This is a genomic window from Alkalibacterium olivapovliticus, assembly GCF_003003275.1.
Lineage (GTDB): Bacteria > Bacillota > Bacilli > Lactobacillales > Carnobacteriaceae_A > Alkalibacterium > Alkalibacterium olivapovliticum.
In genome coordinates this window covers 1-21,977 of sequence record NZ_PVTO01000012.1, presented here as the reverse complement: position 1 = coordinate 21,977, position 21,977 = coordinate 1, and the positions used below count along the sequence as shown (strand labels likewise).

General features: G+C 41.9%; 25 protein-coding genes, 1 tRNA gene, 1 rRNA gene and 1 other annotated feature. Of the genes, 4 read left to right on the top strand and 23 right to left on the bottom strand.

What is annotated here, in order from left to right:
- Window positions 1–11: 11 nt before the first annotated feature.
- The 9 genes from CLV38_RS07295 to CLV38_RS07255 all read right to left on the bottom strand — a co-directional run bounded on the left by CLV38_RS07295 (window position 12) and on the right by CLV38_RS07255 (window position 6,327).
- Complete coding sequence (locus CLV38_RS07295; protein WP_106193448.1) at window positions 12–1,205, bottom strand: FtsW/RodA/SpoVE family cell cycle protein; 1,194 nt, start codon at window positions 1,203–1,205, stop codon at window positions 12–14.
- A 204-nt stretch (window positions 1,206–1,409) separates the two neighbouring features.
- On the bottom strand, window positions 1,410–1,775 hold the full coding sequence (gene rplL / locus CLV38_RS07290; protein ID WP_106193445.1) for a 50S ribosomal protein L7/L12: 366 nt from the start codon (window positions 1,773–1,775) through the stop codon (window positions 1,410–1,412).
- Between the two features lie 94 nt (window positions 1,776–1,869).
- On the bottom strand, window positions 1,870–2,379 hold the full coding sequence (rplJ, locus tag CLV38_RS07285) for a 50S ribosomal protein L10 (protein ID WP_106193443.1): 510 nt from the start codon (window positions 2,377–2,379) through the stop codon (window positions 1,870–1,872).
- Between the two features lie 66 nt (window positions 2,380–2,445).
- Window positions 2,446–2,575, bottom strand: a sequence feature (ribosomal protein L10 leader region).
- A 126-nt stretch (window positions 2,576–2,701) separates the two neighbouring features.
- On the bottom strand, window positions 2,702–3,397 hold the full coding sequence (rplA, locus tag CLV38_RS07280; protein ID WP_106193440.1) for a 50S ribosomal protein L1: 696 nt from the start codon (window positions 3,395–3,397) through the stop codon (window positions 2,702–2,704).
- A 146-nt stretch (window positions 3,398–3,543) separates the two neighbouring features.
- Complete coding sequence (gene rplK, locus CLV38_RS07275) at window positions 3,544–3,969, bottom strand: 50S ribosomal protein L11 (RefSeq protein WP_106193437.1); 426 nt, start codon at window positions 3,967–3,969, stop codon at window positions 3,544–3,546.
- Between the two features lie 149 nt (window positions 3,970–4,118).
- The gene (gene nusG / locus CLV38_RS07270) at window positions 4,119–4,673 is read right to left on the bottom strand and encodes a transcription termination/antitermination protein NusG (protein WP_106193434.1); all 555 of its coding nucleotides are present in this window, start codon (window positions 4,671–4,673) and stop codon (window positions 4,119–4,121) included.
- A gap of 140 nt (window positions 4,674–4,813) precedes the next feature.
- Complete coding sequence (secE, locus tag CLV38_RS07265) at window positions 4,814–4,990, bottom strand: preprotein translocase subunit SecE (RefSeq protein WP_106193431.1); 177 nt, start codon at window positions 4,988–4,990, stop codon at window positions 4,814–4,816.
- Window positions 4,991–5,030: 40 nt separating this feature from the next.
- Window positions 5,031–5,183, bottom strand: coding sequence for a 50S ribosomal protein L33 (rpmG, locus tag CLV38_RS07260; RefSeq protein ID WP_211295435.1), 153 nt, complete (start codon window positions 5,181–5,183; stop codon window positions 5,031–5,033).
- An 85-nt stretch (window positions 5,184–5,268) separates the two neighbouring features.
- Window positions 5,269–6,327: an FAD:protein FMN transferase gene (locus tag CLV38_RS07255; protein WP_106193427.1), complete on the bottom strand. Its 1,059-nt coding sequence runs from the start codon at window positions 6,325–6,327 to the stop codon at window positions 5,269–5,271.
- Window positions 6,328–6,501: 174 nt separating this feature from the next.
- Here CLV38_RS07255 and CLV38_RS07250 point away from each other — a divergent pair, with 174 nt between their 5' ends.
- Window positions 6,502–7,077: a Gx transporter family protein gene (locus tag CLV38_RS07250; RefSeq protein WP_106193424.1), complete on the top strand. Its 576-nt coding sequence runs from the start codon at window positions 6,502–6,504 to the stop codon at window positions 7,075–7,077.
- Window positions 7,078–7,352: 275 nt separating this feature from the next.
- Here CLV38_RS07250 and CLV38_RS07245 read toward each other — a convergent pair whose 3' ends face one another.
- From CLV38_RS07245 to CLV38_RS07195, 11 genes are all read right to left on the bottom strand, one after another.
- Window positions 7,353–7,979: a sigma-70 family RNA polymerase sigma factor gene (locus CLV38_RS07245; RefSeq protein WP_106193422.1), complete on the bottom strand. Its 627-nt coding sequence runs from the start codon at window positions 7,977–7,979 to the stop codon at window positions 7,353–7,355.
- Between the two features lie 236 nt (window positions 7,980–8,215).
- Window positions 8,216–8,749: an NYN domain-containing protein gene (locus CLV38_RS07240; protein WP_106193419.1), complete on the bottom strand. Its 534-nt coding sequence runs from the start codon at window positions 8,747–8,749 to the stop codon at window positions 8,216–8,218.
- 35 nt (window positions 8,750–8,784) lie between these two features.
- Window positions 8,785–9,510 (bottom strand): 23S rRNA (guanosine(2251)-2'-O)-methyltransferase RlmB, encoded by a 726-nt coding sequence (gene rlmB, locus CLV38_RS07235; protein ID WP_106193617.1) that lies wholly within the window; start codon window positions 9,508–9,510, stop codon window positions 8,785–8,787.
- Between the two features lie 143 nt (window positions 9,511–9,653).
- The gene (locus CLV38_RS07230; protein WP_106193416.1) at window positions 9,654–10,055 is read right to left on the bottom strand and encodes a Mini-ribonuclease 3; all 402 of its coding nucleotides are present in this window, start codon (window positions 10,053–10,055) and stop codon (window positions 9,654–9,656) included.
- Window positions 10,048–11,466, bottom strand: coding sequence for a cysteine--tRNA ligase (cysS, locus tag CLV38_RS07225; RefSeq protein WP_106193414.1), 1,419 nt, complete (start codon window positions 11,464–11,466; stop codon window positions 10,048–10,050). The genes CLV38_RS07230 and cysS overlap by 8 nt, the downstream gene beginning before the upstream one ends.
- A 164-nt stretch (window positions 11,467–11,630) precedes the next feature.
- On the bottom strand, window positions 11,631–13,106 hold the full coding sequence (gene gltX / locus CLV38_RS07220; RefSeq protein ID WP_106193411.1) for a glutamate--tRNA ligase: 1,476 nt from the start codon (window positions 13,104–13,106) through the stop codon (window positions 11,631–11,633).
- A 78-nt stretch (window positions 13,107–13,184) separates the two neighbouring features.
- Window positions 13,185–13,898 (bottom strand): 2-C-methyl-D-erythritol 4-phosphate cytidylyltransferase, encoded by a 714-nt coding sequence (gene ispD, locus CLV38_RS07215; RefSeq protein ID WP_106193409.1) that lies wholly within the window; start codon window positions 13,896–13,898, stop codon window positions 13,185–13,187.
- Complete coding sequence (locus tag CLV38_RS07210; protein ID WP_106193407.1) at window positions 13,895–15,007, bottom strand: PIN/TRAM domain-containing protein; 1,113 nt, start codon at window positions 15,005–15,007, stop codon at window positions 13,895–13,897. The genes ispD and CLV38_RS07210 overlap by 4 nt, the downstream gene beginning before the upstream one ends.
- A gap of 84 nt (window positions 15,008–15,091) precedes the next feature.
- Window positions 15,092–16,462, bottom strand: a complete 1,371-nt coding sequence (gene radA / locus CLV38_RS07205; protein WP_106193404.1) for a DNA repair protein RadA — start codon at window positions 16,460–16,462, stop codon at window positions 15,092–15,094.
- Window positions 16,463–16,489: 27 nt separating this feature from the next.
- On the bottom strand, window positions 16,490–16,984 hold the full coding sequence (gene dut / locus CLV38_RS07200; protein WP_106193401.1) for a dUTP diphosphatase: 495 nt from the start codon (window positions 16,982–16,984) through the stop codon (window positions 16,490–16,492).
- 206 nt (window positions 16,985–17,190) lie between these two features.
- Window positions 17,191–18,297: an ABC transporter ATP-binding protein gene (locus tag CLV38_RS07195; protein WP_106193399.1), complete on the bottom strand. Its 1,107-nt coding sequence runs from the start codon at window positions 18,295–18,297 to the stop codon at window positions 17,191–17,193.
- 330 nt (window positions 18,298–18,627) lie between these two features.
- Here CLV38_RS07195 and CLV38_RS07190 point away from each other — a divergent pair, with 330 nt between their 5' ends.
- Window positions 18,628–19,368, top strand: a complete 741-nt coding sequence (locus tag CLV38_RS07190; RefSeq protein ID WP_106193396.1) for an SDR family NAD(P)-dependent oxidoreductase — start codon at window positions 18,628–18,630, stop codon at window positions 19,366–19,368.
- A 53-nt stretch (window positions 19,369–19,421) separates the two neighbouring features.
- Here CLV38_RS07190 and CLV38_RS07185 read toward each other — a convergent pair whose 3' ends face one another.
- A complete protein-coding gene (locus tag CLV38_RS07185; protein WP_106193394.1) occupies window positions 19,422–19,973 on the bottom strand; it encodes a sugar O-acetyltransferase in 552 nt (183 codons plus the stop codon).
- A 185-nt stretch (window positions 19,974–20,158) separates the two neighbouring features.
- Between CLV38_RS07185 and CLV38_RS07180 the strand changes: the two genes are divergently transcribed.
- Both CLV38_RS07180 and CLV38_RS07175 read left to right on the top strand, forming a co-directional pair.
- Window positions 20,159–21,286 carry an NADH-dependent flavin oxidoreductase gene (locus CLV38_RS07180; protein ID WP_106193391.1) on the top strand — a complete coding sequence of 376 codons (1,128 nt, stop codon included), beginning with the start codon at window positions 20,159–20,161 and terminating at the stop codon, window positions 21,284–21,286.
- Between the two features lie 70 nt (window positions 21,287–21,356).
- Entirely contained in the window at window positions 21,357–21,653 is a 297-nt protein-coding gene (locus CLV38_RS07175; protein ID WP_106193614.1) for a HesB/YadR/YfhF family protein, read from the top strand.
- Window positions 21,654–21,782: 129 nt separating this feature from the next.
- Here the strand turns inward: CLV38_RS07175 and CLV38_RS07170 are convergent.
- Window positions 21,783–21,855: transfer RNA gene (locus CLV38_RS07170), tRNA-Asn, on the bottom strand.
- Window positions 21,856–21,891: 36 nt separating this feature from the next.
- Window positions 21,892–21,977: ribosomal RNA gene (gene rrf, locus CLV38_RS14205) — 5S ribosomal RNA — on the bottom strand; the annotation flags it as partial.

Below are 21,977 nucleotides of genomic sequence, written 5' to 3'. Positions count from 1 at the left end.
CGTTTAACTTTCTATGCTCCTGGATGGAATTCTTCGCCTTCTCCAGAGAAGAAGTAGGATTTATGATGGAATCTCATCGACATGATCAAACCAATCCCCATCATGTTACCAAGTAAGGAAGATCCCCCCTGAGAAACGAAAGGCAGCGGAATCCCTGTCATAGGAAGCAACCCGATGTTCATTCCAATATTTTCAAGTACGTGAAAGACGATCATCATAATAACGCCTGTTGCGATGTACGCATAAAATTCATTTCTCGTATCGTAAACGATTTTGATCATCTGATACACCAGTACAAAGTAAAGGAATATCAAAAACGCTCCGCCGGCAAAGCCGAAATTTTCGCCAATCGTTGCAAAAATCATATCTGACTCTCTAACGGGTACGTATACTTCACTTACGCCAAAGCCTTTTCCAAAAACTCCACCGGATCCAATAGCTTTAAACGCCTGTACAATTTGATAAGACGTTCCGCTCGTTCCCTGATGAGGATTCAGCCAGGTATCGATACGGGCAAACTGATACGGCTTGAACAATCCAGTATTCAATAAAAACTCCCGGTTGTAAACGACCAGAACGATAAGTGTCAGTCCGATGGTGGAAATAACCAGAAAAACAGGGAGTAAAATCTGCCACCTAATACCCGAAAGCAAGGTGACTCCAATAACTATTGACGTGTAAACCAGCGCTGTACCCAAGTCGTTTTGCATAAACACTAAAACAATGGGGACCAGTGAAAAAAATGCCAGTTTTCCTAATAATACGAAATCTGTATTAAAGTCACGGTTTTTAAATGTGCTGTTATGTTTCGTGACGATTTTGGCTAACATCAATATATAAGGAATTTTAACAAATTCTGACGGTTGAATAGTGCCCAGCGGACCTAACCTTACCCAACGCCTGCCTCCCGTAGCCATGGCAATGTTTCGATCATAAAACACTAGCGTAAGCAGAAGAATTATAATACCCACTATATACAAGTAGGTGGTCATCTTCCACAGCTGCTCAGAATCAAACTGCATGATGATAAACACAGCCAATGCGCTTATTCCATACCATAAAACCTGCCTGATCGTCATCCCTATCGAATCATCTTGAATCAGTACAGTAGTGGAGTAAATCGACAGTATGCTGATAATGGCTAATAACATGACTGATAAAATGACACCGTAATCTATTCGCTGAGGATATTTTTCATTATTCATTTTCCTCGTCCTTTCCTCTTTTCGATCCATTTCTGGTAGACAATCTGAATTAATACGTTCAAAGACATATTTTATCAAATTTAAAGCCCTATTCCTATACAATCTTCAAAATGACACAAAATAGTAGAATGCAAAAAACCCCTTTGTCATAATTAGATCACAACAAAGGGGTTTATTTAAAAGGATAATTTTAGAAAACTAAAATTATTTAACTTCTACTGAAGCTCCAGCTTCTTCTAATTTCTCTTTCAATGCGTCAGCATCTTCTTTAGAAATATCTTCTTTGATTGCTGAAGGTGCGCCGTCTACTAATGCTTTAGCTTCTTTCAAGCCAAGACCTGTAGCTTCACGAACTGCTTTGATTACTTTAATTTTAGCTGATCCAGCAGATGTTAATTCTACTGTAAATTCAGTTTGTTCTGCTGCTGCTGCTGCTCCAGCTCCTGCTGCTGCTACTGGTGCTGCTGCTTCAACGCCAAATTCTTCTTCTATTGCGCTTACTAAATCATTTAATTCAACAACTGTTGACTCTTTCAAGTCAGCAATGATTTTTTCGATATCTAATGCCATTTTTGTTTTCCTCCATTTAATTTAATAGTGTGTGTTTGGTTTTCAGGCGGCTGTACTAGTGTATAGCTGACTGCTAGTCGACTCGACTGCGTGTTTATGCAGCTTCCTCTTCTTCTTTTTTCTCTGCAACGGCTTTGACTGCCAAAGCAGTGTTTCGGATTGGTGCTTGAAGTACAGATAATAGCATTGAAAGTAGGCCTTCGCGACTTGGAAGTGTTGCAATTTTGTTGATTTGCTCAACGCTGGCAACTTTACCTTCGATGACGCCACCTTTAATTTCAAGTGCTGCTGCATCTTTCGCAAATTCTGCGATGATTTTAGCAGGTGCTACAACTTCTTCATTACTGAATGCTACAGCTGTAGGTCCTCTGAAGACATCTACTAATTCTGATAATCCAGCAGCTTCAGAAGCACGACGCAACATAGAATTTTTCAGTACGCGCATTTCGATCCCTGCTTCACGTAATTGCTTACGTAATTCAGTTACTTGGCCTACTGTCAGTCCACGGTAATCAACTACGACTACTGCTTGTGCATCTTCAAATTTTTTCGTAAGATCTTTAACGATCTCCTCTTTTTTTGCAATGACACTTGGTTTACTCATTGATGTTTCACCTCCTGATCGATTGAAATGAGGATTAAATTTTTACGGCATATTTCTAATCGAAATAATTGGTATAAAAAAACCCCATGTCACCGTAGACATAGAGAGAGTGTAAGTTGATTATTCATCACTTTATCCTCGGTATGATATTAAGGCTTGCGCCACATACTGTCTTCGGTATTATTTAGTTATTTAATGGTCCAAAAGTCTCCTTCAAGGCCGGTATAACTGTCATTCATCAATGTATTCAGTTAAAGTTAATACCTTAACCTGCATAAGTATAGCAAGCCACACCCTGCAGGTCAAGAGAAATTAACATTTTTTATTTAAGAACTGTTCCTGTGTCGATTTTAACTCCAGGACCAAATGTGCTGGCGATTGCCATGTTCTTGATGTATACACCTTTAGAACTTGCAGGTTTAGCTTTCACGATAGCGTCGTGAAGAGCTGCCAGGTTTTCTTGCAGTTTTTCGATATCAAATGATACTTTACCGATTGGTACATGTACATTTGACTGACGGTCAACACGGTAAGTGACTTGACCCGCTTTAATATCGTTAACAGCTTTTGCAACATCAGGTGTTACAGTACCTGTTTTAGGGTTAGGCATTAACCCTTTAGGTCCTAAGACACGTCCAAGTTTACCTACTTCAGCCATCATGTCTGGTGCAGCAACGACTACGTCGAAGTCTAACCATCCACCTTGTACTTTTTCTACAAGATCGCTGTCGCCAACGAAATCTGCTCCGGCTTCTTCTGCAGCTTTAGCAGCGTCACCTTTTGCAAATACGATAACTGTTTGAGTTTTACCTGTACCATGTGGTAATACCATTGCTGAACGGATTTGCTGATCAGCTTGTTTAGGGTCTACACCTAGTCTGTATGCTACTTCAATGGTAGCGTCGAAACCAGCATAGTCGATTTCTTTAACTAATTCTAATGCTTCTTTTGCGTCGTACTTTTTCTCGCGGTCTACTTTTTCCAAAGCAGCTGCGAATTTTTTACTCTTTTTAGCCATTATTATTTCCTCCTTATTGTGGTATTAACGGTTTAACCTCCCACTTGATCTCCGCAATAGTGTAAAGACGCGTTGTCTTTACAGCTTGTCAGAAAAGGGTCACTTTTCCGTGGTTGCGGAGGCAGCAAGCAATGGGGTGAAATTCATTACCCTTCGATAGTGAATCCCATACTACGTGCTGTACCTTCAACCATGCGCATTGCTGCTTCAACTGAAGCTGCGTTTAGGTCTTCCATTTTTGTTTCAGCAATTTCTTTTACTTGAGCGCTAGTTACAGATGCCACTTTTTTAGTGTTTGGTTCTCCAGAACCAGACTCAACGCCAGCTGCTTTTTTAAGCAAGATTGCTGCAGGTGGTGTTTTAGTGATGAATGTAAATGAACGGTCTTCATATACTGAAATAACTACAGGAATGATCATTCCTGCCTGGTCTGCTGTACGAGCGTTAAACTCTTTACAGAATCCCATAATGTTTACTTGAGCTTGTCCTAATGCAGGTCCTACTGGGGGTGCTGGGTTAGCTTTCCCTGCAGGTATTTGCAGTTTCACAAGGTTTACTACTTTTTTTGCCACGAGACATACCTCCTTGATTTTTGTCCGCGAGTGGTTAAATGAGGTTAAAATTTCCTCTCCCACCTATTTCCATGCACACTAAATACGCATACGTATACAGGGCGCACTGGCTTAGTCTACCACTCACGCTTCAATTTTGCAATACTTAATTAGTCATCCAGCTTAGAGATTTGATTGTAATCCAGTTCAGCATTTGTTTCACGGCCGAACATCTCAACAGATGCTTTGACTTTTCCTTTTTCGCTTTCCAGTTCTGTAACCGTTCCTTCCATTCCAGCAAAGGCTCCACCGACGATTTTGATGCGTTCGCCTACTTCAACATTCATTTCGATCTTACGTGGGTTAATACCCATGCTGCGCAAAATCTGGTCGATTTCTTCAGGCAGTAATGGTGACGGCTTGCTTCCTGCTCCATGTGATCCGACGAACCCAGTCACACCAGGTGTGTTTCTGACGATGTACCACGCATCATCAGACATAATCATTTCCACCAGGACATACCCAGGGAATATTTTTTCAGTGGCTACAGTTGTTTTGCCATCTTTTTCTTCTGTTGTTTCTTCTTCAGGAATAATGACCTGTAGGATATGTTCTTCCATTCCCATACTTCTTGCACGAGATTCCAGATTCTGTTTGACTTTATTTTCGTAACCGGAATACGTGTGAAGCACATACCAGGCTTTTGATGTTTCTAATTCGTTCATAATAGACTCCTTCTTTTAATTGGTTTATTTTTTCATACTAAAAAAACCTTCTCCATTAAATTGGAAGAAAGGTTTTTCGTCAGCTCTCGTTACGTAGTATATCACGCACAAAGGTAAATTACCACTGGATTCAGGGTCTGTCAAATTATATTCAATAAAAAGGTGATCACTGAATCAGCTGCGTAAAAGAATACACCGAAGAATGCCATTACGCCAAATACAGTTGCTGTATTTTTCTTCATTGCGTCTCTTTTAGGCCAAGTTGTTTCTTTCAGTTCGTGTTTTACTTCACCCAGAAATGTCTTTACTTTATTCATGAAGAGCTCCTTTCGGTCCTAGTCCTGTCGTTCAATCTGTTTATTTTGTTTCTCTATGCAGTGTGTGCTGTTTACAGTAGCGACAATATTTTTTTATTTCAAGACGTTCCGTACGGACTTTGTCGCCTACTTCTTTCGTGTAGTTTCTTGATCCGCATTCGGTACACGCTAATGCTAACTTCTTTTTCATGATTACAATCCTCACTTCAACTGACTCTTAACAAATATTTTATAGTCCTTCATACTTTACCATTTACTGAAAACACTGTCAATTAGCCTTAGTTTATCTTCTCAAAGTCAGTGTCGTTAATTTGAACAGTTTCAGAAATACCATCTGACGCAAAGACTTCTCTTTCATTCGTGATGTAGATGACATCGACACCGTCAAGACTGTTGACATACTCGAGTCCAGCTTCAACGCCTAATGCAAATGCGATATTAGCCAGTGCATCGGCATCCATCGCGTTATCCGCTATGATACTAATGCCGGATATATTGTTATCGATCGGATAGCCCGTTTCTGTGTCCATCAAGTGATGGTATTCGTTATCTCCATCACGAATGAGCCGTTCATATATGCCAGATGTAACGATCGCCCGGTCTGATACAGGAACCATCCCCAGTATATCTCCACGTTCACCGTACGGATTCTGGATACCGACATTCCAGGCTTCATCTTCTCCTCGCGTGCTGTTTCCGACGACTACGATGTCTCCACCTAAATCGATGATGGCTGTATTGACGCCTTCTTCAACGAGTACTCGCGCAGCTTCATCTGTAATGTAGCCTTTTGCAATAGCCCCCAAGTCCAGTACCATTCCTTCTTCCTGAAGGTACACAGTCTGATCCTCTTCGTTAAGTTCAATTAAGCGGTAATCGACAACTTCCAGCGCTTCCGCCAGTTCATCATCCTCCGGGACTGCTGCATAATCCTGCCCGATTCCCCACAAACTTGTGACAACCCCAATAGTTGGGTCAAAACTGCCGTCTGATTCTTCTGCATAATACAATGCTCTTTCCATCACGTGAAAGACTTCGTCAGATACTGCTACCGGTTCGATTCCGGCCTGACGATTCACTTCGGAAATTTCAGATTCCGGATTCTGCATCGCGAACCATTCATCCAGTTCCTGTACACGGTCAAACGCTTTATCTAACGCTTCTTCTTTTCCTTCATTATACACACGAATATTAGCAACGGTTCCCAGTAGAAATTCAGTACGATCATATGGTTCATCTGCCAAGCCTCTAGGATCTTCTTCTTCACATGCCAGTAGTACGATTGAGAATAAAGGCACAAACAACAGTAATAAGTATTTTCGGTTTCTGGTCAACATCTTCATTTTCCTTCCCATTCATTTTCTCTGTACATCTTACATTAAAAGTGTTATTCTGTCTATGTTTTCACAAGATTAGATTCAGGATAATATTACTTTAATCTTTATAGATAGAAAGCTTTATTTGTGGGACAATAAAGAGGACCTTACTCAACTTAGAAAAGAAGGATAAACATGAGCCGAACTCAAAAAATGATCTATATTTCCCTGCTTTCTGCTCAGGCAGTGATTCTGGGGATAATCGAACGCAGCATTCCTTTTCCGTTTGCGTTTGCCCCGGGTGCCAAACTCGGCATCGCCAACCTGATTATTATTGTGGCTATTTACACACTGCCCTTTAAGGACAGCCTGAAAGTCGTCTGGATGCGTCTGCTGATGACCACCCTGCTCGGCGGGACCATTTCGACCTTTATGTACAGTATGGCTGGTGCGTTTTTAAGTTATGCCGGTATGCTCATCGTTAAGTTTGTCGGGGGCAAACGCGTGAGCATCATCGGTGTCAGTGCAACAGGTGGGATCCTGCACAACCTGGGCCAGCTGCTGGTCGCGAGTACGATCGCTCAGACCTGGACCGTTTTGCTGTACCTGCCAGTTCTCTCCTTTATGGGCATATTGTCCGGTATCGGGATCGGCATAGCGGCCAACTTCATGATGGACCACGTCACCACAATCCAGCGCTTCAGGAAGGCGCATGAGGAAAAAAAAAGTGACAAGAACAGTAAACGACAAGTCGCTGACACACTTGCCTGATTATATACACATTAAAGCTGCATCATCCTGTCATTATGAGGAGATGCAGCTTTTTGTCTGAGTCAGAGTGATTTTAAAGTGAGATTTCTTTAAACTCATCATTTTATGTTTATTGCCGACGGTCACACCAAAAAATCTTTCCAGAATGAGTTAGTCCAGGTTTCCCCTTTATACTAACCATCCAAAAAGATTTTCGGAAACTCTTACTCAATCACTCGCTCTCGAAACAATCTCAATGAACATTCTAATACATAAACGCTTGCCCTATCTCCTAATTAAAATAGGAAAAATTTCCTATATTTCTCGGTACAGCGATGTTTTGCATTAAGCACTTTATTTCGACTGCAGTTCAGTTTCTCTGCTATATCGTCATAAGAATACCCCATATAACAATACAAACAAACCTCTTTTTCAAATGAAGATAGACAGGTAAAGTATTCTTCTGCGGTTTCTTCAATTATAGGCCTGTCTTCGGGCTGGACGACATTTGAGTGACCTGCAAGTTGATACCCATTATCCTCCATAACTCCTTCAAGAGAAAGCGCATCTCTGATCGACTGTCTTTTCATAGCATTATTCCATCTAATCAGACGATGAAAATGATTATCGATGCACAAACAAGCGTATTGATTAAAGCTCATCCCTTTACTGAAGTCATATTTTTGAGAGGCTTCCACCAGAACCACACATGCTTCCTGATAGAGATCTTCCCGATCATACCCCTTTATGTATCGCCTGAAGGTGGTTCGTCTAATAATTGGCTGGCATCTTTCAAGTAAAACTGAAAATGCTGCATCATCGCCTGATTGAATCTGAAAAATCAAAGCGTCATTGATTGGATCACTGATATCTTTATATGATTTACTCTCTGTTTGTGTATTATCTTGAGTTCTAATCTGCATCCTTTCTTCTCCTTCTGTATATTGTATGATCAATTACAGAACAGAGCATTTGTAAGAGTAATAGTCTGTATCAATTGAAAGCGTTTCATTAAGTATACTATCTTAATGTTAAAATAGTCATTAAAATTATTAGCTTTGTGAGATATTTCTCATGAAATTTATATGAAAAAAGAAGTCCGCCTAGATAACAAACGCCAACAGACGCTTCTTCTAGAGGACTTCTCATATTAAATTGCCTAATCTAATTTTCGGTCGATCAGTTCGAAATATAACTCTTCTAGCTGCTTTTTATCTTTATCCGTCAGAGGGGAGTTGCGTGTTTTCGTCTGCATACGGTATACGGCACTGTCGACGGCGATTTTTTTCTTTGTGGTATTAACGTCTTTGTACAGTTCATTGGCCGATTTGCGTGTGGCGCCTTTTTGAAAGATGATCCACTGCTCAGCCAAGTCTGATGTCGCAACCTGAACATGACTGAGCAGTAAATTTTCATCTCCAACTGCTTTTTCGATGTAACTGTCGGCTGTTTCACCTTCATTGGTAAAGATCACGGCAACTTCATACTTGTCGTAACGCTTGGAGACACCCGGAACGAGCTGGGCATCAAATACGATTCTTATCTCAATACCTTCATACTTGGCATAATTGCTTAATTCATGCAGAAGAAGATCACGTGCATCTGCCATTTTATCGATTTTTTTCAGTTTAGCCAGATCCGGCCATGCACCGATCATGTTATACCCGTCAACATACAGTAGTTCCTTTTTCACTGGACTCCCCTCCTTTCTACATGACTACTTTTAGCTTACAGAGAATGACGCTTGCGGTACACTTCATACATCAGGAGACCTGAGGCCACGCTGGCATTCAGACTCTGAGTATCGCCGACCATCGGAATCGACAATGTCTCGTCGACTTTATCTTTCACTAAGCGGGACATGCCTTTGCCTTCACTTCCGATGACCAACCCGACTGGAGAAGATACATCCCAGTGACGGTAGTCTTTCCCTTTCATGTCTGTACCGAATATCCACAGGCCGCGGTCTTTCAGCTCATCGATTGTACTCGCCATGTTCGTTACACGAGCTACTAAGACGTGTTCAATTGCTCCGGCAGAGGATTTTGCGACAGTAGACGTCAAGCCAACAGCACGCCTTTTCGGAATGATCACGCCATGTGCACCACTGGCATCTGCTGTCCGGATAATCGATCCGAGATTATGAGGATCTTCGATTCCGTCCAGCAGGAGGAAGAACGGCTGCTCGCCTTTTTCTTCAGCTTTCGTAAATAAGTCACCGATAGACGCGTAGTTCACCGGGCTGGCAGCTAAAACGACTCCCTGATGATTCCCTCCGTCTGATAAGTTATCCAGTTTTGTTTTAGGTACAAACGATAATTGGACTTTTCGTTTCTTCGCTTCTTTTAAGACTGAGTTGATTTTATCTCCAGATAATCCATCTTGAACAAAAAGTTTGTTCACGTCACGCTTGGATCTTAATGTTTCTATGACCGGGTTTCTCCCGTAGACCATCTCATCTGATTCTGCATCAGATAATTCTTCGTCTGTGTCCAGCTCGGCCTCTTTATGTCTGGAATCTTTAGCTCTCGCTTTAAAGTCATTCTTTTTATTAAATTTCTGATATGGTTTTTTTGCCACTTTCTATTCTCCTCTCTCTATTTTCTAGATTCAATTGTTCTAATGCACCAGTCAGTAAGTTCATTCAATCGCTCGCTCTGTTTCGCTAGATGCAGGTAGCCCATGATGGCTTCGAACCCGGTCGAAAAGCTGTAAGTCTTTGCATCGGTATTCTTAGCTTTGGAATAGCTCTTTGCATTGCGTCCCCGCTTGAAGAAATCCAGTTCTTCTTCAGTCAGCTTTTCAGCCTCCAGGAGCTGGTCGATCAGATAGGCCTGTGCTTTTGCTGACACATATGTGGTCGCTCTAGTGTGCAGGATGTTCGGCTTTGTCTGTCCCTGACCAATCAGGTATTCTCTGATCCGCAGTTCATAGATCGCATCCCCGACGTATGCTAAAGCCAAGCCGTTTATCAGTCGGGGGTTGACCTCGTTAGGCATCCACTTGTCCCCTTTTCCATCTGATTCCCTGAGCTGTATCCTCAAGTAAAATAGCCTGTTCTTTTAACTCATCTCTAATTTCGTCTGCACGCTGGAAATTCTTGTCTTTCCGTGCCTGTTCTCTTTCTTCAATCAACGCTTCGATTTCTTCGTCAAGCAAGTCTGTCTGAGCTGACAGTGTGATGCCAAAGACATAGAGTAATTCTTCCAGTAAAGAAAGCGCAGACGTGAGGACCTGTTTTGATACGTCTGCTTCTTCAACGTAACGGTTGATGAAACGAACCAGGTCATACACCACTGTGATCCCATTTTGAGTCTGGAAATCATCATCCATTTGTGTGACAAACTGCTCTCTGAATGAATGGATATCGTCCAGCAGGTTCTCATCTTTGGTTTTAGATTCCACTGCCTGACTCAGTCGGTGATTCGCATTAAAGTAAGCTGTCTCGATGCGCCCCAAATTCGTCTTGGCTTCTTCGATCGCATCCAAAGAATAATTGATCGGTCGTCTGTAATGGGCTGTTGCCATAAAGAAACGCAGCGCTCTTGGATCATGCTGCTCTCTCAATTCTTTCATTAAAACAAAATTCCCGACAGACTTGCTCATTTTCTCGTCATTCATCGTGACGAATCCGTTATGGATCCAGTAGTTTGCAAAGGTTTTATGCGTTTTAGCTTCACTCTGTGCGATTTCATTTTCATGATGCGGGAAGGTCAGATCTTGTCCTCCGGCATGGATATCGATTGTGTCCCCTAAATACTTGGTTGCCATGACTGAACACTCAATGTGCCATCCTGGTCGGCCTTTGCCCCATGGTGAGTCCCAGCTGATTTCTCCTTCTTTTGCTGCTTTCCATAATGCAAAATCCAGCGGGTCCTCTTTCTTGACAGCTTCTTCGCCTAGTCGGTTGCTTGCTCCAGACTCCAGTTCATCTAATGAGACACGGCTCAGCTTGCCATATGTCTTAAATTTACGGGTCCGGTAATACACATCGCCATCGCTCTCATAGCCGTAACCACTCTCGATCAACGCTTCAATAAAGCTGATTATATCCGGAATGGACTCCATCACTCTCGGCGAATGATCCGGTTTCTGTACTTCCAGTGCTTCTGTATCCTCGTAAAACGCCTTTATAAAGGTATCCGCTACTTCCGGAGCTGTTTTCCCCAGTTCAGCAGCTGCTCGAATGATCTTATCATCGACATCAGTAAAATTGGAAACATAGTTGACGTCGTATCCTCTATAGGTAAAGTACCGGCGGATCGTGTCAAAAGCCACTGTACTTCTTGCATTTCCAATATGGATAAAGTTATATACGGTCGGTCCGCAGACATACATTTTTACTTTTCCTTCTTCTAAAGGGACAAATGTTTCTTTTTGGCGAGTCAGTGTATTATACAGTTGAATCATATAAAGAGACTCCTTTCTTTTCGTGTTTGATTTCATTATACAAAATACAGGTCAAACTATCCTCTGATTCCAGATTTTCTTTTCAACGGAAAAGCCACACAACCCGCTTGAAGAAAGTCCCGGTTGCATGGCTATAGCTTACCTTTCCTATGTGCAATCCGCTTTTACGCGTTAATTGCCTGTTTAGCTTTTTCAAGATTCGACAGTACTTTTTCTCTTCCCAGTAATTCGATTGCATCATTTAACTGAGGACCATGCTCCTGACCAGTAACGGCCACACGAATTGGCATAAAGAGATTTTTGCCTTTTATTCCGGTCTCTTTCTGAACCGCTTTGATCGTTTTCTTGATTTCGTCAGCTTCGAAAGGCTCAACTTTCTTGATTTGAACACTGAATGCATCCAGAACTGTCAGTACTGATTCACCATTCAAAACGGCCAGTTCATTTTCAGAAAACTCAAGTGAGTCTTCAAAGAACAGTGAAGCCAGTGAAGTAATTTCTGCCGCATAACTCATTTGCTCCTGATACAAACCAACAAGCCTCTTGATCCATTCGCCTTTTTCTTCAGATGGATTTGCTTCAATATAGCCAGCTTTTACAAGATGAGGAACAGCTTTAAGTGTCAGTTCTCCCAGATCCATTTCTTTCAAGTACTGATTGCTGATCCATTCCAGTTTTTTAGGATCGAATGCAGCAGGTGACGTGCCCAAACGTTTGTGGTCAAACATTTCAACGAACTGTTCTTTCGTGAAGAGCTCATCCTCGCCTACAGGTGACCAACCCAGTAACGTAATAAAGTTGAACAGCGCTTCCGGCTGATAACCTAATTCGCGGTACTGTTCGATAAACTGAAGGATTGTCTCATCCCGTTTACTCAATTTCTTACCGGTTTCACTATTGATGATTAAAGTCATATGACCGAACTGAGGCATTTTCCATTCAAATGCTTCATACACCATCATCTGTTTCGGTGTATTGGCAATATGGTCGTCTCCTCGCAGGACATGTGAGATTTTCATGTAATGATCATCCACAGCTACAGCAAAGTTATAGGTCGGCATGCCGTCGCGTTTACGGATGATCCAGTCGCCACCGATAGAGTCAGATTCAAATGTAATCTGACCTTTAACCATATCTTCAAATGTATACGTACTGCCTTTAGGAATGCGCAGACGAATAACGGGTGTAATGCCTTCATCTTCTTTTTCTCTTTGTTCAGACGCACTTAAGTTGGCACATTTACCGCTGTAGTGAGGCATTTCGCCTCTAGCGCGTTGGGCTTCACGTTCTGCTTCCAATTCTTCAGACGTACAGTAACATTTATATGCGCGGTTACTGGCCAGCAACTGGTCAACTAATGGGTCATAATAGTCCAGACGTTCAGACTGGCGATAAGGACCGTAAGCTCCACCGATATCCGCACTTTCATCCCATTCAATGCCTAACCATTTCAAATTATCCAGCTGGCTTTGTTCACCGGTTTCAACATGACGCTTCTGATCGGTATCTTCGATTCTAATAATAAAATCGCCACCATGATGGCGGGCATATAAGTAATTGAATAAAGCTGTTCGTGCATTCCCAATGTGTAAATTACCTGTCGGACTTGGTGCATAACGAACACGGACTTTTTCTGTCATGACTAAACTCTCCTTTTGTGTTTACATTAGTATAAACTTACCATTTATTTCACTTTTCTTCCACATCAGCGGGTTTTATTATCTGTCGACCTGCTGCTGTTCGACCATAAACCGTGCAAATGTGTAATCCATCGCTGTCGTGATTTTCAGATTCTGTTCCAGTCCTTCAACGACACTGACTTGATAACCTAATCTTTCAACAAGCTCGCCTTCTTCGTTCCCGTAAAACTGTTCTTCTTCAGCCCGAGTGACTGCTTCTAACAGACACTCTGTCCTGAATACCTGGGGCGTTTGAATATGCCTTACAGCTGACCTTTGTAGGGACTGATCGACGACTGCTGCTTTGACTAGCTTCATCGAATCCTTTGCCATTATACCAGGGATCACCGCAGGGCTTTCAGACAATCCTGCGAGCAGTCGACAGATTAGATCACGGGTGATGAATGGCCGGGCTGCATCATGAACCAGTATAGCTGGTGACTTGTCTCCTCGAATGTCACTCAAGGCGCAGCTGACACTGTCCTGTCTCTCTTTTCCACCAGTTACCCATATGATCTTCGATGGCATTTCTTTATATATGTCCTTTGTCTTCTCTTCAAAAAGCGGCCGTTCCGTTTCTCTGGTTACGAACAATATGTTCCGGCACTTCGGATCGCTCAGAAACATGCTCAGTGAGTAATCAAACACAGGGCGGTCTTTCAACGGCATGAGTACTTTATTCCTATCCGACTGATGATTAAACCGGGTAGCAGATCCTGCAGCTAGAAGAATCACATCATAGTATTCACTCATGCTTTTTCTTTCTGGTCGTCGATCGTTTTCTGATCATTTAACAGTTTGGCAAAAATCATTCGCCCAGCATTGGTCTGCAGCGAACTCGTGACTACTACATCGATTCGTTCATTCAAATGATATTTCCCTTCCTCAACAACGACCATTGTTCCGTCATCAAGGTAAGCCACTCCTTGTGCCCGTTCTGTTCCATTTTTGACGACCATAACCCGCATTTCTTCCCCTGGGATAACGACAGGTTTCACCGCGTTAGCCAGCTGGTTAATATTCAAAACAGGGACATTCTGGAATTCAGCGACTTTATTCAAGTTATAATCGTTGGTAACAATCATGCCATCCAGTCTCTTTGTTAAATGGACGAGCTTCAAATCCACTTCTTCTGCTTCAGGTATATCACTGTCATCCATTTCAAGTGAAATCCCGTATTCTTTTTGTAGAGCATTTAAAATATCGAGCCCTCTTCTCCCTCTGACTCGTTTCAAACTGTCGGAGGAATCTGCAATGTACTGCAGCTCTTTTAATACATAATGCGACACAACAAATGTTCCTTCTAGGAATCCTGTTTTGACCACATCCAGTATTCGACCATCAATAATAGCACTGGTATCCAGCACTTTATATTTACGGTAGGAATCACCTTCTTTTCGATCGAGTACATCTTCATTTTCTGTTTTTTCTGTCTTAGGCGTAAATAGCCGTCTGATCTCTTCTCTTCTGGACGTTCCCAGCTGAAAACCGATATAAGCAAACCCGACTGTAATGATCAGAGGAACAACATCTTCTATAATAATCATGTTTAAAGCGCCTATGGGTATACTAATCAATACTGCAAGAATAAGTCCAATAATCGCCCCAAGGCTTCCAAACAAAAGATAGGAAATACTTAATTCAGAAAATGCTTTTTCAACTCTGGCTGCTGCTTTTTCTAACGGTCTGATTGCCTGAAAAGACATCAGGTAAAAAATAAGAGCGCCCAGTAACATCCCAATGATTGGGTGTACCAGCCAGTTCGGTGCCGCCTGCCAGTTGCTGATCACCTCCGGGAACAGATTGTATCCCAGGCTTCCGCCAACTAAGACAAACGTTAATATAATTAACTTTGCTACCATAAAATACCTCCTTTTCCTCCATTTTATCTCTCTTATTCAGTATAACAGGTTGAAGCTGAAAAATAATCGACAGGCGCTTAGTCATTATGAAAAAGCGCGTCGTATCCCATCTGCTAAGGTAGTACAGCCAACTATCTCGATATTGTCCGGGAAATCCCACCCGTCCATGTTGTTTTTAGGGATGAATACCCTCTTGAATCCGATTTTTGCTGCCTCGTTCACCCGCTGGTCTATTTTGGACACCCGGCGGATTTCGCCAGTCAGTCCAATTTCGCCTATAAAACAGTCAGTCGGTCTTGTTTCTTTTTCTTTGTAACTTGATGCAATGCTGATGGCAATTGATAAATCGATTGCCGGTTCGTCCAGTTTAACTCCACCCGCAGCCTTAAGGTAGGCATCCTGATTCTGCAGGAGCAAGCCTGCTCTTTTTTCTAAAACGGCCATGATCAGTGAGACTCTTGAATAATCCAGTCCACTAGCTGTTCGTTTAGCATTTCCGAAAACAGTCGGCGATATAAGGGACTGTATCTCAACTAGGATCGGGCGTGTCCCTTCCATAGCCGCAACGACGGCAGAACCTGTGGCTCCCGAAAGTCTTTCTTCCAGAAACAATTGAGAAGGATTCAGTACTTCTACCAGTCCACCATTTTTCATTTCAAAAATACCTATTTCATTTGTCGAACCAAATCGGTTTTTGACCGCTCTCAGTATACGGAAGGTATGGTGACGCTCACCTTCGAAATAGAGTACCGTATCCACCATGTGTTCAAGCATTCGCGGTCCGGCAATATTCCCTTCTTTCGTTACGTGTCCGACCAGGAAAATCGCAATGTCATTCATCTTCGCAATCTGCATCAGCGTAGACGTCGATTCTCTAACCTGTGAAACACTTCCTGCAGCACTGTCGATTCCGGCATGATGCATCGTCTGGATCGAATCGATTACGACATAATCCGGTTTGATTTCCTCAATGGTTTCCTGAATCGCAGTCAGTTCTGTTTCAGCATATAGATAGAAATCAGAACCTCGTAGTTCAAGACGTTCTGCTCTCATTTTGATCTGAGACGTACTTTCCTCACCCGATACATATAATACTTTGCCCCCATTATTATTCAGTTGAGCGGACACCTGAAGAAGTAATGTGGATTTTCCGATTCCCGGATCTCCCCCAATCAGCACAAGCGACCCTGGCACAACTCCCCCACCCAGTACACGGTTGAATTCGACCAGATCCGTTTTGACCCGTTCTTCTCGTTCAATAGTGATATCTGTGATCTGTTCTGCTTTAGACGCTTTCCCGCTCATGGAGATACGGCTTCGACTATCCGTCTTATCTGGTACTTTTTCCTCGACCATCTGATTCCATGACCCACAGCTAGGACATTTCCCTAAATACTTAGGTGACTCTGTACCGCAATTCTGACATACAAATACCGTTGCTTTTTTCTTTGCCAATCTCGTAACTCCTTCATGTGAAGAACCTTATCTTCCGCTTGATCCGAATCCACCAGTTCTGACAGAAAAGTCAGCTTCTTCTTCATCGGTTGTTTCATAACGCATAAAAATCCCCTGGGCTATGCGTTCGCCCTTTTTAATCTCCAGATCTTCCAGTCCATAGTTGATGACCTGAACAAATATTTCACCTTCATTGCCTTCGTTATTGTAATAATCTGAATCAATGACGCCTATCCCGTTAGGAACAGCCAACTGTCTTTTCATTGGATTACTTGACCGATTGGCCAGTAATAGATATTCATTTTCCGGCATATAGACCTTTACCCCTGTCGGAATAAGTGACGAACCGATCGGATTCCCTTTAAAATCAGGCGTATTTAGTGCCTTTAATACTGATGGGATAACCATATCGACTGCAGCTGTCAGGTCATATCCTGCCGACCCTTTAGTTGCACGTTTGGGTAAGGGTAACTGCTGCCCCTCGTATGTTGTGACACGTTCAAAGCCTCTAGTTTTATTCATATGAATCACCTGCCTTGCTTATCTAAACAAAACAGATTTGATGCCCCTTTCCAGTAACTCTTTGTTAGTGTAATAACTCTATTTTACACTAAATGAGCCTCTTTATAAACGACCATTTTAATATAGAAAAAAACCTCTCTGAATATACAAATGTATACCAGAGAGGAAAAAAGGGGGCATATTTAATTCACTAACCTTATCTCAAATTAACGGATAACGTCAGTTGATTCTGGATCGAAGTAGTGTGATTTACCCATATCAAATGCCAAGTCAATATCTTTACCAGGCGCGTGGTAGTCACGTGCATCTACTTTAGCGATAAATTCCAGTTCTCCAACTTGTGAGTAAAGCATTGTTTCAGCACCCAGAAGTTCAGAAACGGTAACTTTTGAAGTCACTACTGATCCTGGAGAAGCATCTAACGCAACTTGTTCACTCTTAATGTCTTCAGGACGGATACCAAATACTAATTTAGCGCCATCTTTGAATCCATGTTCGTGCAATGTGTTCAGTTTACCTTGAGGCACTTCCAGTGTTAATCCTTTTTCATTGGTAACTTTATTACCCTTCAAAGTAACATCGAAGAAGTTCATAGCTGGAGATCCAATAAATCCACCAACGAAGATATTAACTGGTGTGTCATATACTTCTTTAGGTGTTCCGATTTGCTGGATGAATCCATCTTTCAAGATAACGATACGGTCAGCCATTGTCATCGCTTCAGTCTGGTCATGTGTTACATAGATAGAAGTCGTGTTCAAGCGTCTGTGTAGTTTAGCGATTTCTGCACGCATCGCTACACGCAGTTTAGCATCTAAGTTTGATAGAGGCTCATCCATCAGGAATACTTTAGCATCACGTACGATTGCACGTCCTAAAGCCACACGCTGACGTTGTCCACCAGATAAAGCAGCTGGTTTACGGTCTAATAATGGTGTCAATCCTAAGATATCAGCAGCATTGTCCACACGTTTTTTGATTTCATCTTTTTTGTATTTACGGAGTTTTAATCCGAAAGCCATGTTATCAAAAACAGTCATATGCGGGTAAAGCGCATAGTTCTGGAATACCATTGCGATGTCACGGTCTTTAGGTGCTACATCGTTCATCATAGTATCGCCGATCCATAATTCACCATCTGTAATTTCTTCAAGTCCAGCGATCATACGCAGTGTAGTAGACTTACCACATCCTGAAGGTCCTACGAATACAATAAATTCGCGGTCTTTTACACGCATATCAAAGTCTGATACTGCGAAATCTTCTGAGTTGTCATAACGTTTATATATATTTTTCATTGCCATTTCTACCATAAGTAATCACCACTCCTAATAATATTTGTTGATTCTCAAAACAACTGAATCAAGATCATTGTTTTAGTTGACAAGACCAATTGTAATGGAAACGTTTTTTTAACGCTATGTAAACGTGCACAAAAATAGTGTAAGCGTTTTGTGCACAGTGACTAACTCTGTTGATATCACTCGCAAAAAGGATTCCCGTTTAAATAATCCTGCGAAAACATTGTCTAAATACTTTAATAAAAGGCTTATTCATTGGTAATGTATGCGCTATCGATTGAAATATCCCCCCATTGTTGTATACTGAAATTGTGAAATGAAATACGAATAGGAGTGTGTGAGATGTATGATTTAAGGGATAAAGTCGCGATTATAACAGGCGGTGCCTCGGGAATCGGACTCGCAACTGTAGAAGCCTTCTTAGATAAAGGGGCTAAAGTAGTCTTAAGTGACTACAATGCAGAAGAGGGTCAAAAACATGCTGATCGCCTAAGTGATAAAGGCGATGTCGTTTTTATCAAAGCAGATGTCTCAGACGAAGAAGAAGTCCGCAGTCTAGTTGAACAGACCGTAGAGAGGTTCGGATCTCTAAATGTCATCTTTAACAATGCGGGCATCGGTGCACAGGGCGCAACACACGAATTGACCTATGAAGATTATCACAAAGTAATCAAAATCAATCAGGATGGTGTGTTTTTCGGCAATAAATACGCTGTGCAGCAAATGAAAAAAAACGGCGGTGGCGTCATCATCAACTGCGCATCCATCCTAGGTATCGTTGGAGAACCGACAGCCTATGCTTATAACGCATCAAAAGGTGCCGTCGTGTTGATGACAAAATCACTTGCTCTGCAATACGCTAAAGATAATATCCGATGTGCAGCTGTGGCACCTGGATATGTTGAATCAGGAATGGTCAACAAAGAAGCACTGGGTGAATACTATGATCACCTAGTCGATAAGCATCCGGTAGGAAGACTGGGCGTACCGGATGAAATTGCGCATGCCGTCATTTTTATCGCTGAAAATGAATTCCTTACAGGTATTACTCTTCCTGTAGATGGCGGATACACCTCTCAATAATAAGCAGATAAACATTAGGATCAGAAGCCAACAGACTTCTGATCCTTTTTTGTTTACTGAATTGTTTTAGTCATTTTTGCCGGCACGCCAGCGATAACCACATTATCACCGAAAGATTTCGTGACCACAGCACCCGCTCCGACTACTACGTTATCACCTAATGTAACACCGCCGATGATTGTAGCTCCTGCCCCTATCCAGCAGTTATCTCCTATAGTGATGGGCTTCGCGTATTCTAATCCATTGTATCGTTGAGTAGAATCTAACGGGTGGTCTGGTGTAACAATCAGTACATTTGGACCCAGTAAAGCATTATTTCCAATATATATTGGACCGGCATCCAACAGCACGCAATGAAAATTAGCATAAAAGTTATCTCCGACATGTATATTGTATCCGTAATCCACCCGTAGACCAGGTTCGGCTTTGATCTTTGATCCAGTCGTCTTGATAATCTCTCTAATCAGTTTGTCTCTTGCATACTCATCTTCCAGCTGATTGTACATATGGGTGAGCCTGTGGGCTCGCTCTCTCTCCCTTACTAACTCTTCGTCCATCGGATCATACAAGTCACCATTACACATTTTTTCTTTTTCAGTTGGCATGAAGACCCTCCTTACCCCACTCGATTTAATACTGTTATTTTACCATACGGGCACTGATATACTTCATATTATGCTGATTGACATACCTGTACAGACACTTTAAAATGAATATATGCTTACTTTTCTACAGTAAATAAGTACAAACAGTTTGTTAGATAAAAAGCCAAAAAAGTGGAGAGAACAACATGACCTACACATTCCTGCACCCTTTTACCTTTAAAAATGGGGCTACTCTTAAAAACCGTGTAATGATGGCCCCTATGACAACCAGTTCAAGCACTCCAGATGGTGACGTGACTGAGGAGGAACTGATCTATTATCTTGTCAGATCAAGTGGACCAGGAGCTGTAATAACCGCCTGTGCTTATATTGCTTCAGAAGGCCAGGCATTCCCCAACGGAATGAGTGTAGCCAAGGATCATCACATTGATGGCCTGAAAAAATTAGCCCAAACCATAAAGCTGCAAGGATCAAAAGCCATCCTGCAGATTTATCATGGCGGACGTATGAGTCAGAGAGAATTTAATGGCGGAAGACAGCCTATTTCACCTTCTTCTGTCCGTGCTGAACGAAAGTGGGCAGATACCCCTAAAGAATTATCAGAATCAGGAATACACATCCTGATCAGTCAATTTGGATCAGCGGTTAAACGAGCAATTGCCGCTGGATTTGACGGTGTTGAACTGCATGGTGCAAACACCTATCTCCTCCAGCAGTTTGTGTCACCCCACTCTAATCAGCGTCAGGATGATTGGGGCGGCTCTTTGACTAATCGTCTTCGCTTCCCGATAGAAGTTGTTAAACACTGTCAATCCGTGATAAAAGAACAAGGTGAAGATGATTTCCTTTTGGGCTACCGTTTTTCTCCTGAAGAAATTGAAACACCTGGCATACGATTAGAAGACACTTGTGCTTTACTAGATGCTTTGATTGCTGAAAATATAGACTACCTTCACTTATCAGTCAGTTACTATTATCAGCCTTCCCTCGTTGGATTTAGAGAGTATAAAATTCAGATTCCACAGAAAATCAGCCAGCATATAGCAGGGCGCGTCCCATTAGTAGGAGTCGGATCAGTTAAAACGGCAGAGGATGCTGAAAAGACACTGTTGTATTCAGATTTAGTATCAGTCGGTAAGCAGTTGATCATAGAGCCAAAATGGGTTCAAAAAATTGAAAGTAACAAACAAAACTCAATGAATACTTCGCTCGACTTATCTAAACCTCTTGATTATTACCTTCCTGAAAATTTATGGAACAGCATTAAGCATATTCCTAACTGGTTTCCAATCAAAGAGAGAGAACATAAGTAGATAAGCACCCCTCTTTAGCTATATTATGGTAAGGTAAAGTAATGAATAGAGAGAAGAAAGGAACATGATAATGAAAATAGATGTTACTGACAAAGCAGTCAGCTGGTTTGAAAAAGAGTTACTATTAGACAAAGGCGATGCTATCCGGTTTTTTGGAAAAACTTACGGGAATACTGAAGTACATGATGGGTTTTCTGTTGGGATGAGTGTTGATCAGCCAGATGCCGATGTCCTTGGAAAAACAGAAATAAATGGCATAACTTATTTTGCAGGGGAGCAGGACGACTGGTTTTTCAGCAGATATGATCTGGAAATTGATTTCGATGAAAATAAAGAAGAACCAATTTATCACTTTCACGAGAACTAATCTTAAAACACTACATTAACCAATTATAATAGATACAAAAAAACATCTTGATCAGCATAGAGGCTGGTTCAAGATGTTTTTTTACTGCAATCAGACTGTGACTACTGCATAAAAATAGGCATAAGAAAACTCCGCAAGCAGGGCTCGAACCTGCGACAACACGATTAACAGTCGTGCGCTCTACCAACTGAGCTATTGCGGAATGATTTATACGGCTATTATAACAAAAAAAAGAGCTGCACGGCAACGTCCTGCTTTCACAAAGGGAAACCCTTCACTATCCTCGGCGCTGGGAAGCTTAACGGCTGTGTTCGAAATGGGAAC

Excerpts from the sequence above, each read along its gene's own strand:
- CLV38_RS07295 (WP_106193448.1), bottom strand. The coding sequence starts at position 1,205 with ATGAATAATGAAAAATATCCTCAGCGAATAGATTACGGTGTCATTTTA.
- rplL (WP_106193445.1), bottom strand. The coding sequence starts at position 1,775 with ATGGCATTAGATATCGAAAAAATCATTGCTGACTTGAAAGAGTCAACA.
- rplJ (WP_106193443.1), bottom strand. The coding sequence starts at position 2,379 with ATGAGTAAACCAAGTGTCATTGCAAAAAAAGAGGAGATCGTTAAAGAT.
- rplA (WP_106193440.1), bottom strand. The coding sequence starts at position 3,397 with ATGGCTAAAAAGAGTAAAAAATTCGCAGCTGCTTTGGAAAAAGTAGAC.
- nusG (WP_106193434.1), bottom strand. The coding sequence starts at position 4,673 with ATGAACGAATTAGAAACATCAAAAGCCTGGTATGTGCTTCACACGTAT.
- secE (WP_106193431.1), bottom strand. The coding sequence starts at position 4,990 with ATGAATAAAGTAAAGACATTTCTGGGTGAAGTAAAACACGAACTGAAA.
- CLV38_RS07255 (WP_106193427.1), bottom strand. The coding sequence starts at position 6,327 with ATGTTGACCAGAAACCGAAAATACTTATTACTGTTGTTTGTGCCTTTA.
- CLV38_RS07250 (WP_106193424.1), top strand. The coding sequence starts at position 6,502 with ATGAGCCGAACTCAAAAAATGATCTATATTTCCCTGCTTTCTGCTCAG.
- CLV38_RS07245 (WP_106193422.1), bottom strand. The coding sequence starts at position 7,979 with ATGCAGATTAGAACTCAAGATAATACACAAACAGAGAGTAAATCATAT.
- rlmB (WP_106193617.1), bottom strand. The coding sequence starts at position 9,510 with ATGGTCTACGGGAGAAACCCGGTCATAGAAACATTAAGATCCAAGCGT.
- CLV38_RS07230 (WP_106193416.1), bottom strand. The coding sequence starts at position 10,055 with ATGCCTAACGAGGTCAACCCCCGACTGATAAACGGCTTGGCTTTAGCA.
- cysS (WP_106193414.1), bottom strand. The coding sequence starts at position 11,466 with ATGATTCAACTGTATAATACACTGACTCGCCAAAAAGAAACATTTGTC.
- gltX (WP_106193411.1), bottom strand. The coding sequence starts at position 13,106 with ATGACAGAAAAAGTCCGTGTTCGTTATGCACCAAGTCCGACAGGTAAT.
- ispD (WP_106193409.1), bottom strand. The coding sequence starts at position 13,898 with ATGAGTGAATACTATGATGTGATTCTTCTAGCTGCAGGATCTGCTACC.
- CLV38_RS07210 (WP_106193407.1), bottom strand. The coding sequence starts at position 15,007 with ATGGTAGCAAAGTTAATTATATTAACGTTTGTCTTAGTTGGCGGAAGC.
- dut (WP_106193401.1), bottom strand. The coding sequence starts at position 16,984 with ATGAATAAAACTAGAGGCTTTGAACGTGTCACAACATACGAGGGGCAG.
- CLV38_RS07195 (WP_106193399.1), bottom strand. The coding sequence starts at position 18,297 with ATGGTAGAAATGGCAATGAAAAATATATATAAACGTTATGACAACTCA.
- CLV38_RS07190 (WP_106193396.1), top strand. The coding sequence starts at position 18,628 with ATGTATGATTTAAGGGATAAAGTCGCGATTATAACAGGCGGTGCCTCG.
- CLV38_RS07185 (WP_106193394.1), bottom strand. The coding sequence starts at position 19,973 with ATGCCAACTGAAAAAGAAAAAATGTGTAATGGTGACTTGTATGATCCG.
- CLV38_RS07180 (WP_106193391.1), top strand. The coding sequence starts at position 20,159 with ATGACCTACACATTCCTGCACCCTTTTACCTTTAAAAATGGGGCTACT.
- CLV38_RS07175 (WP_106193614.1), top strand. The coding sequence starts at position 21,357 with ATGAAAATAGATGTTACTGACAAAGCAGTCAGCTGGTTTGAAAAAGAG.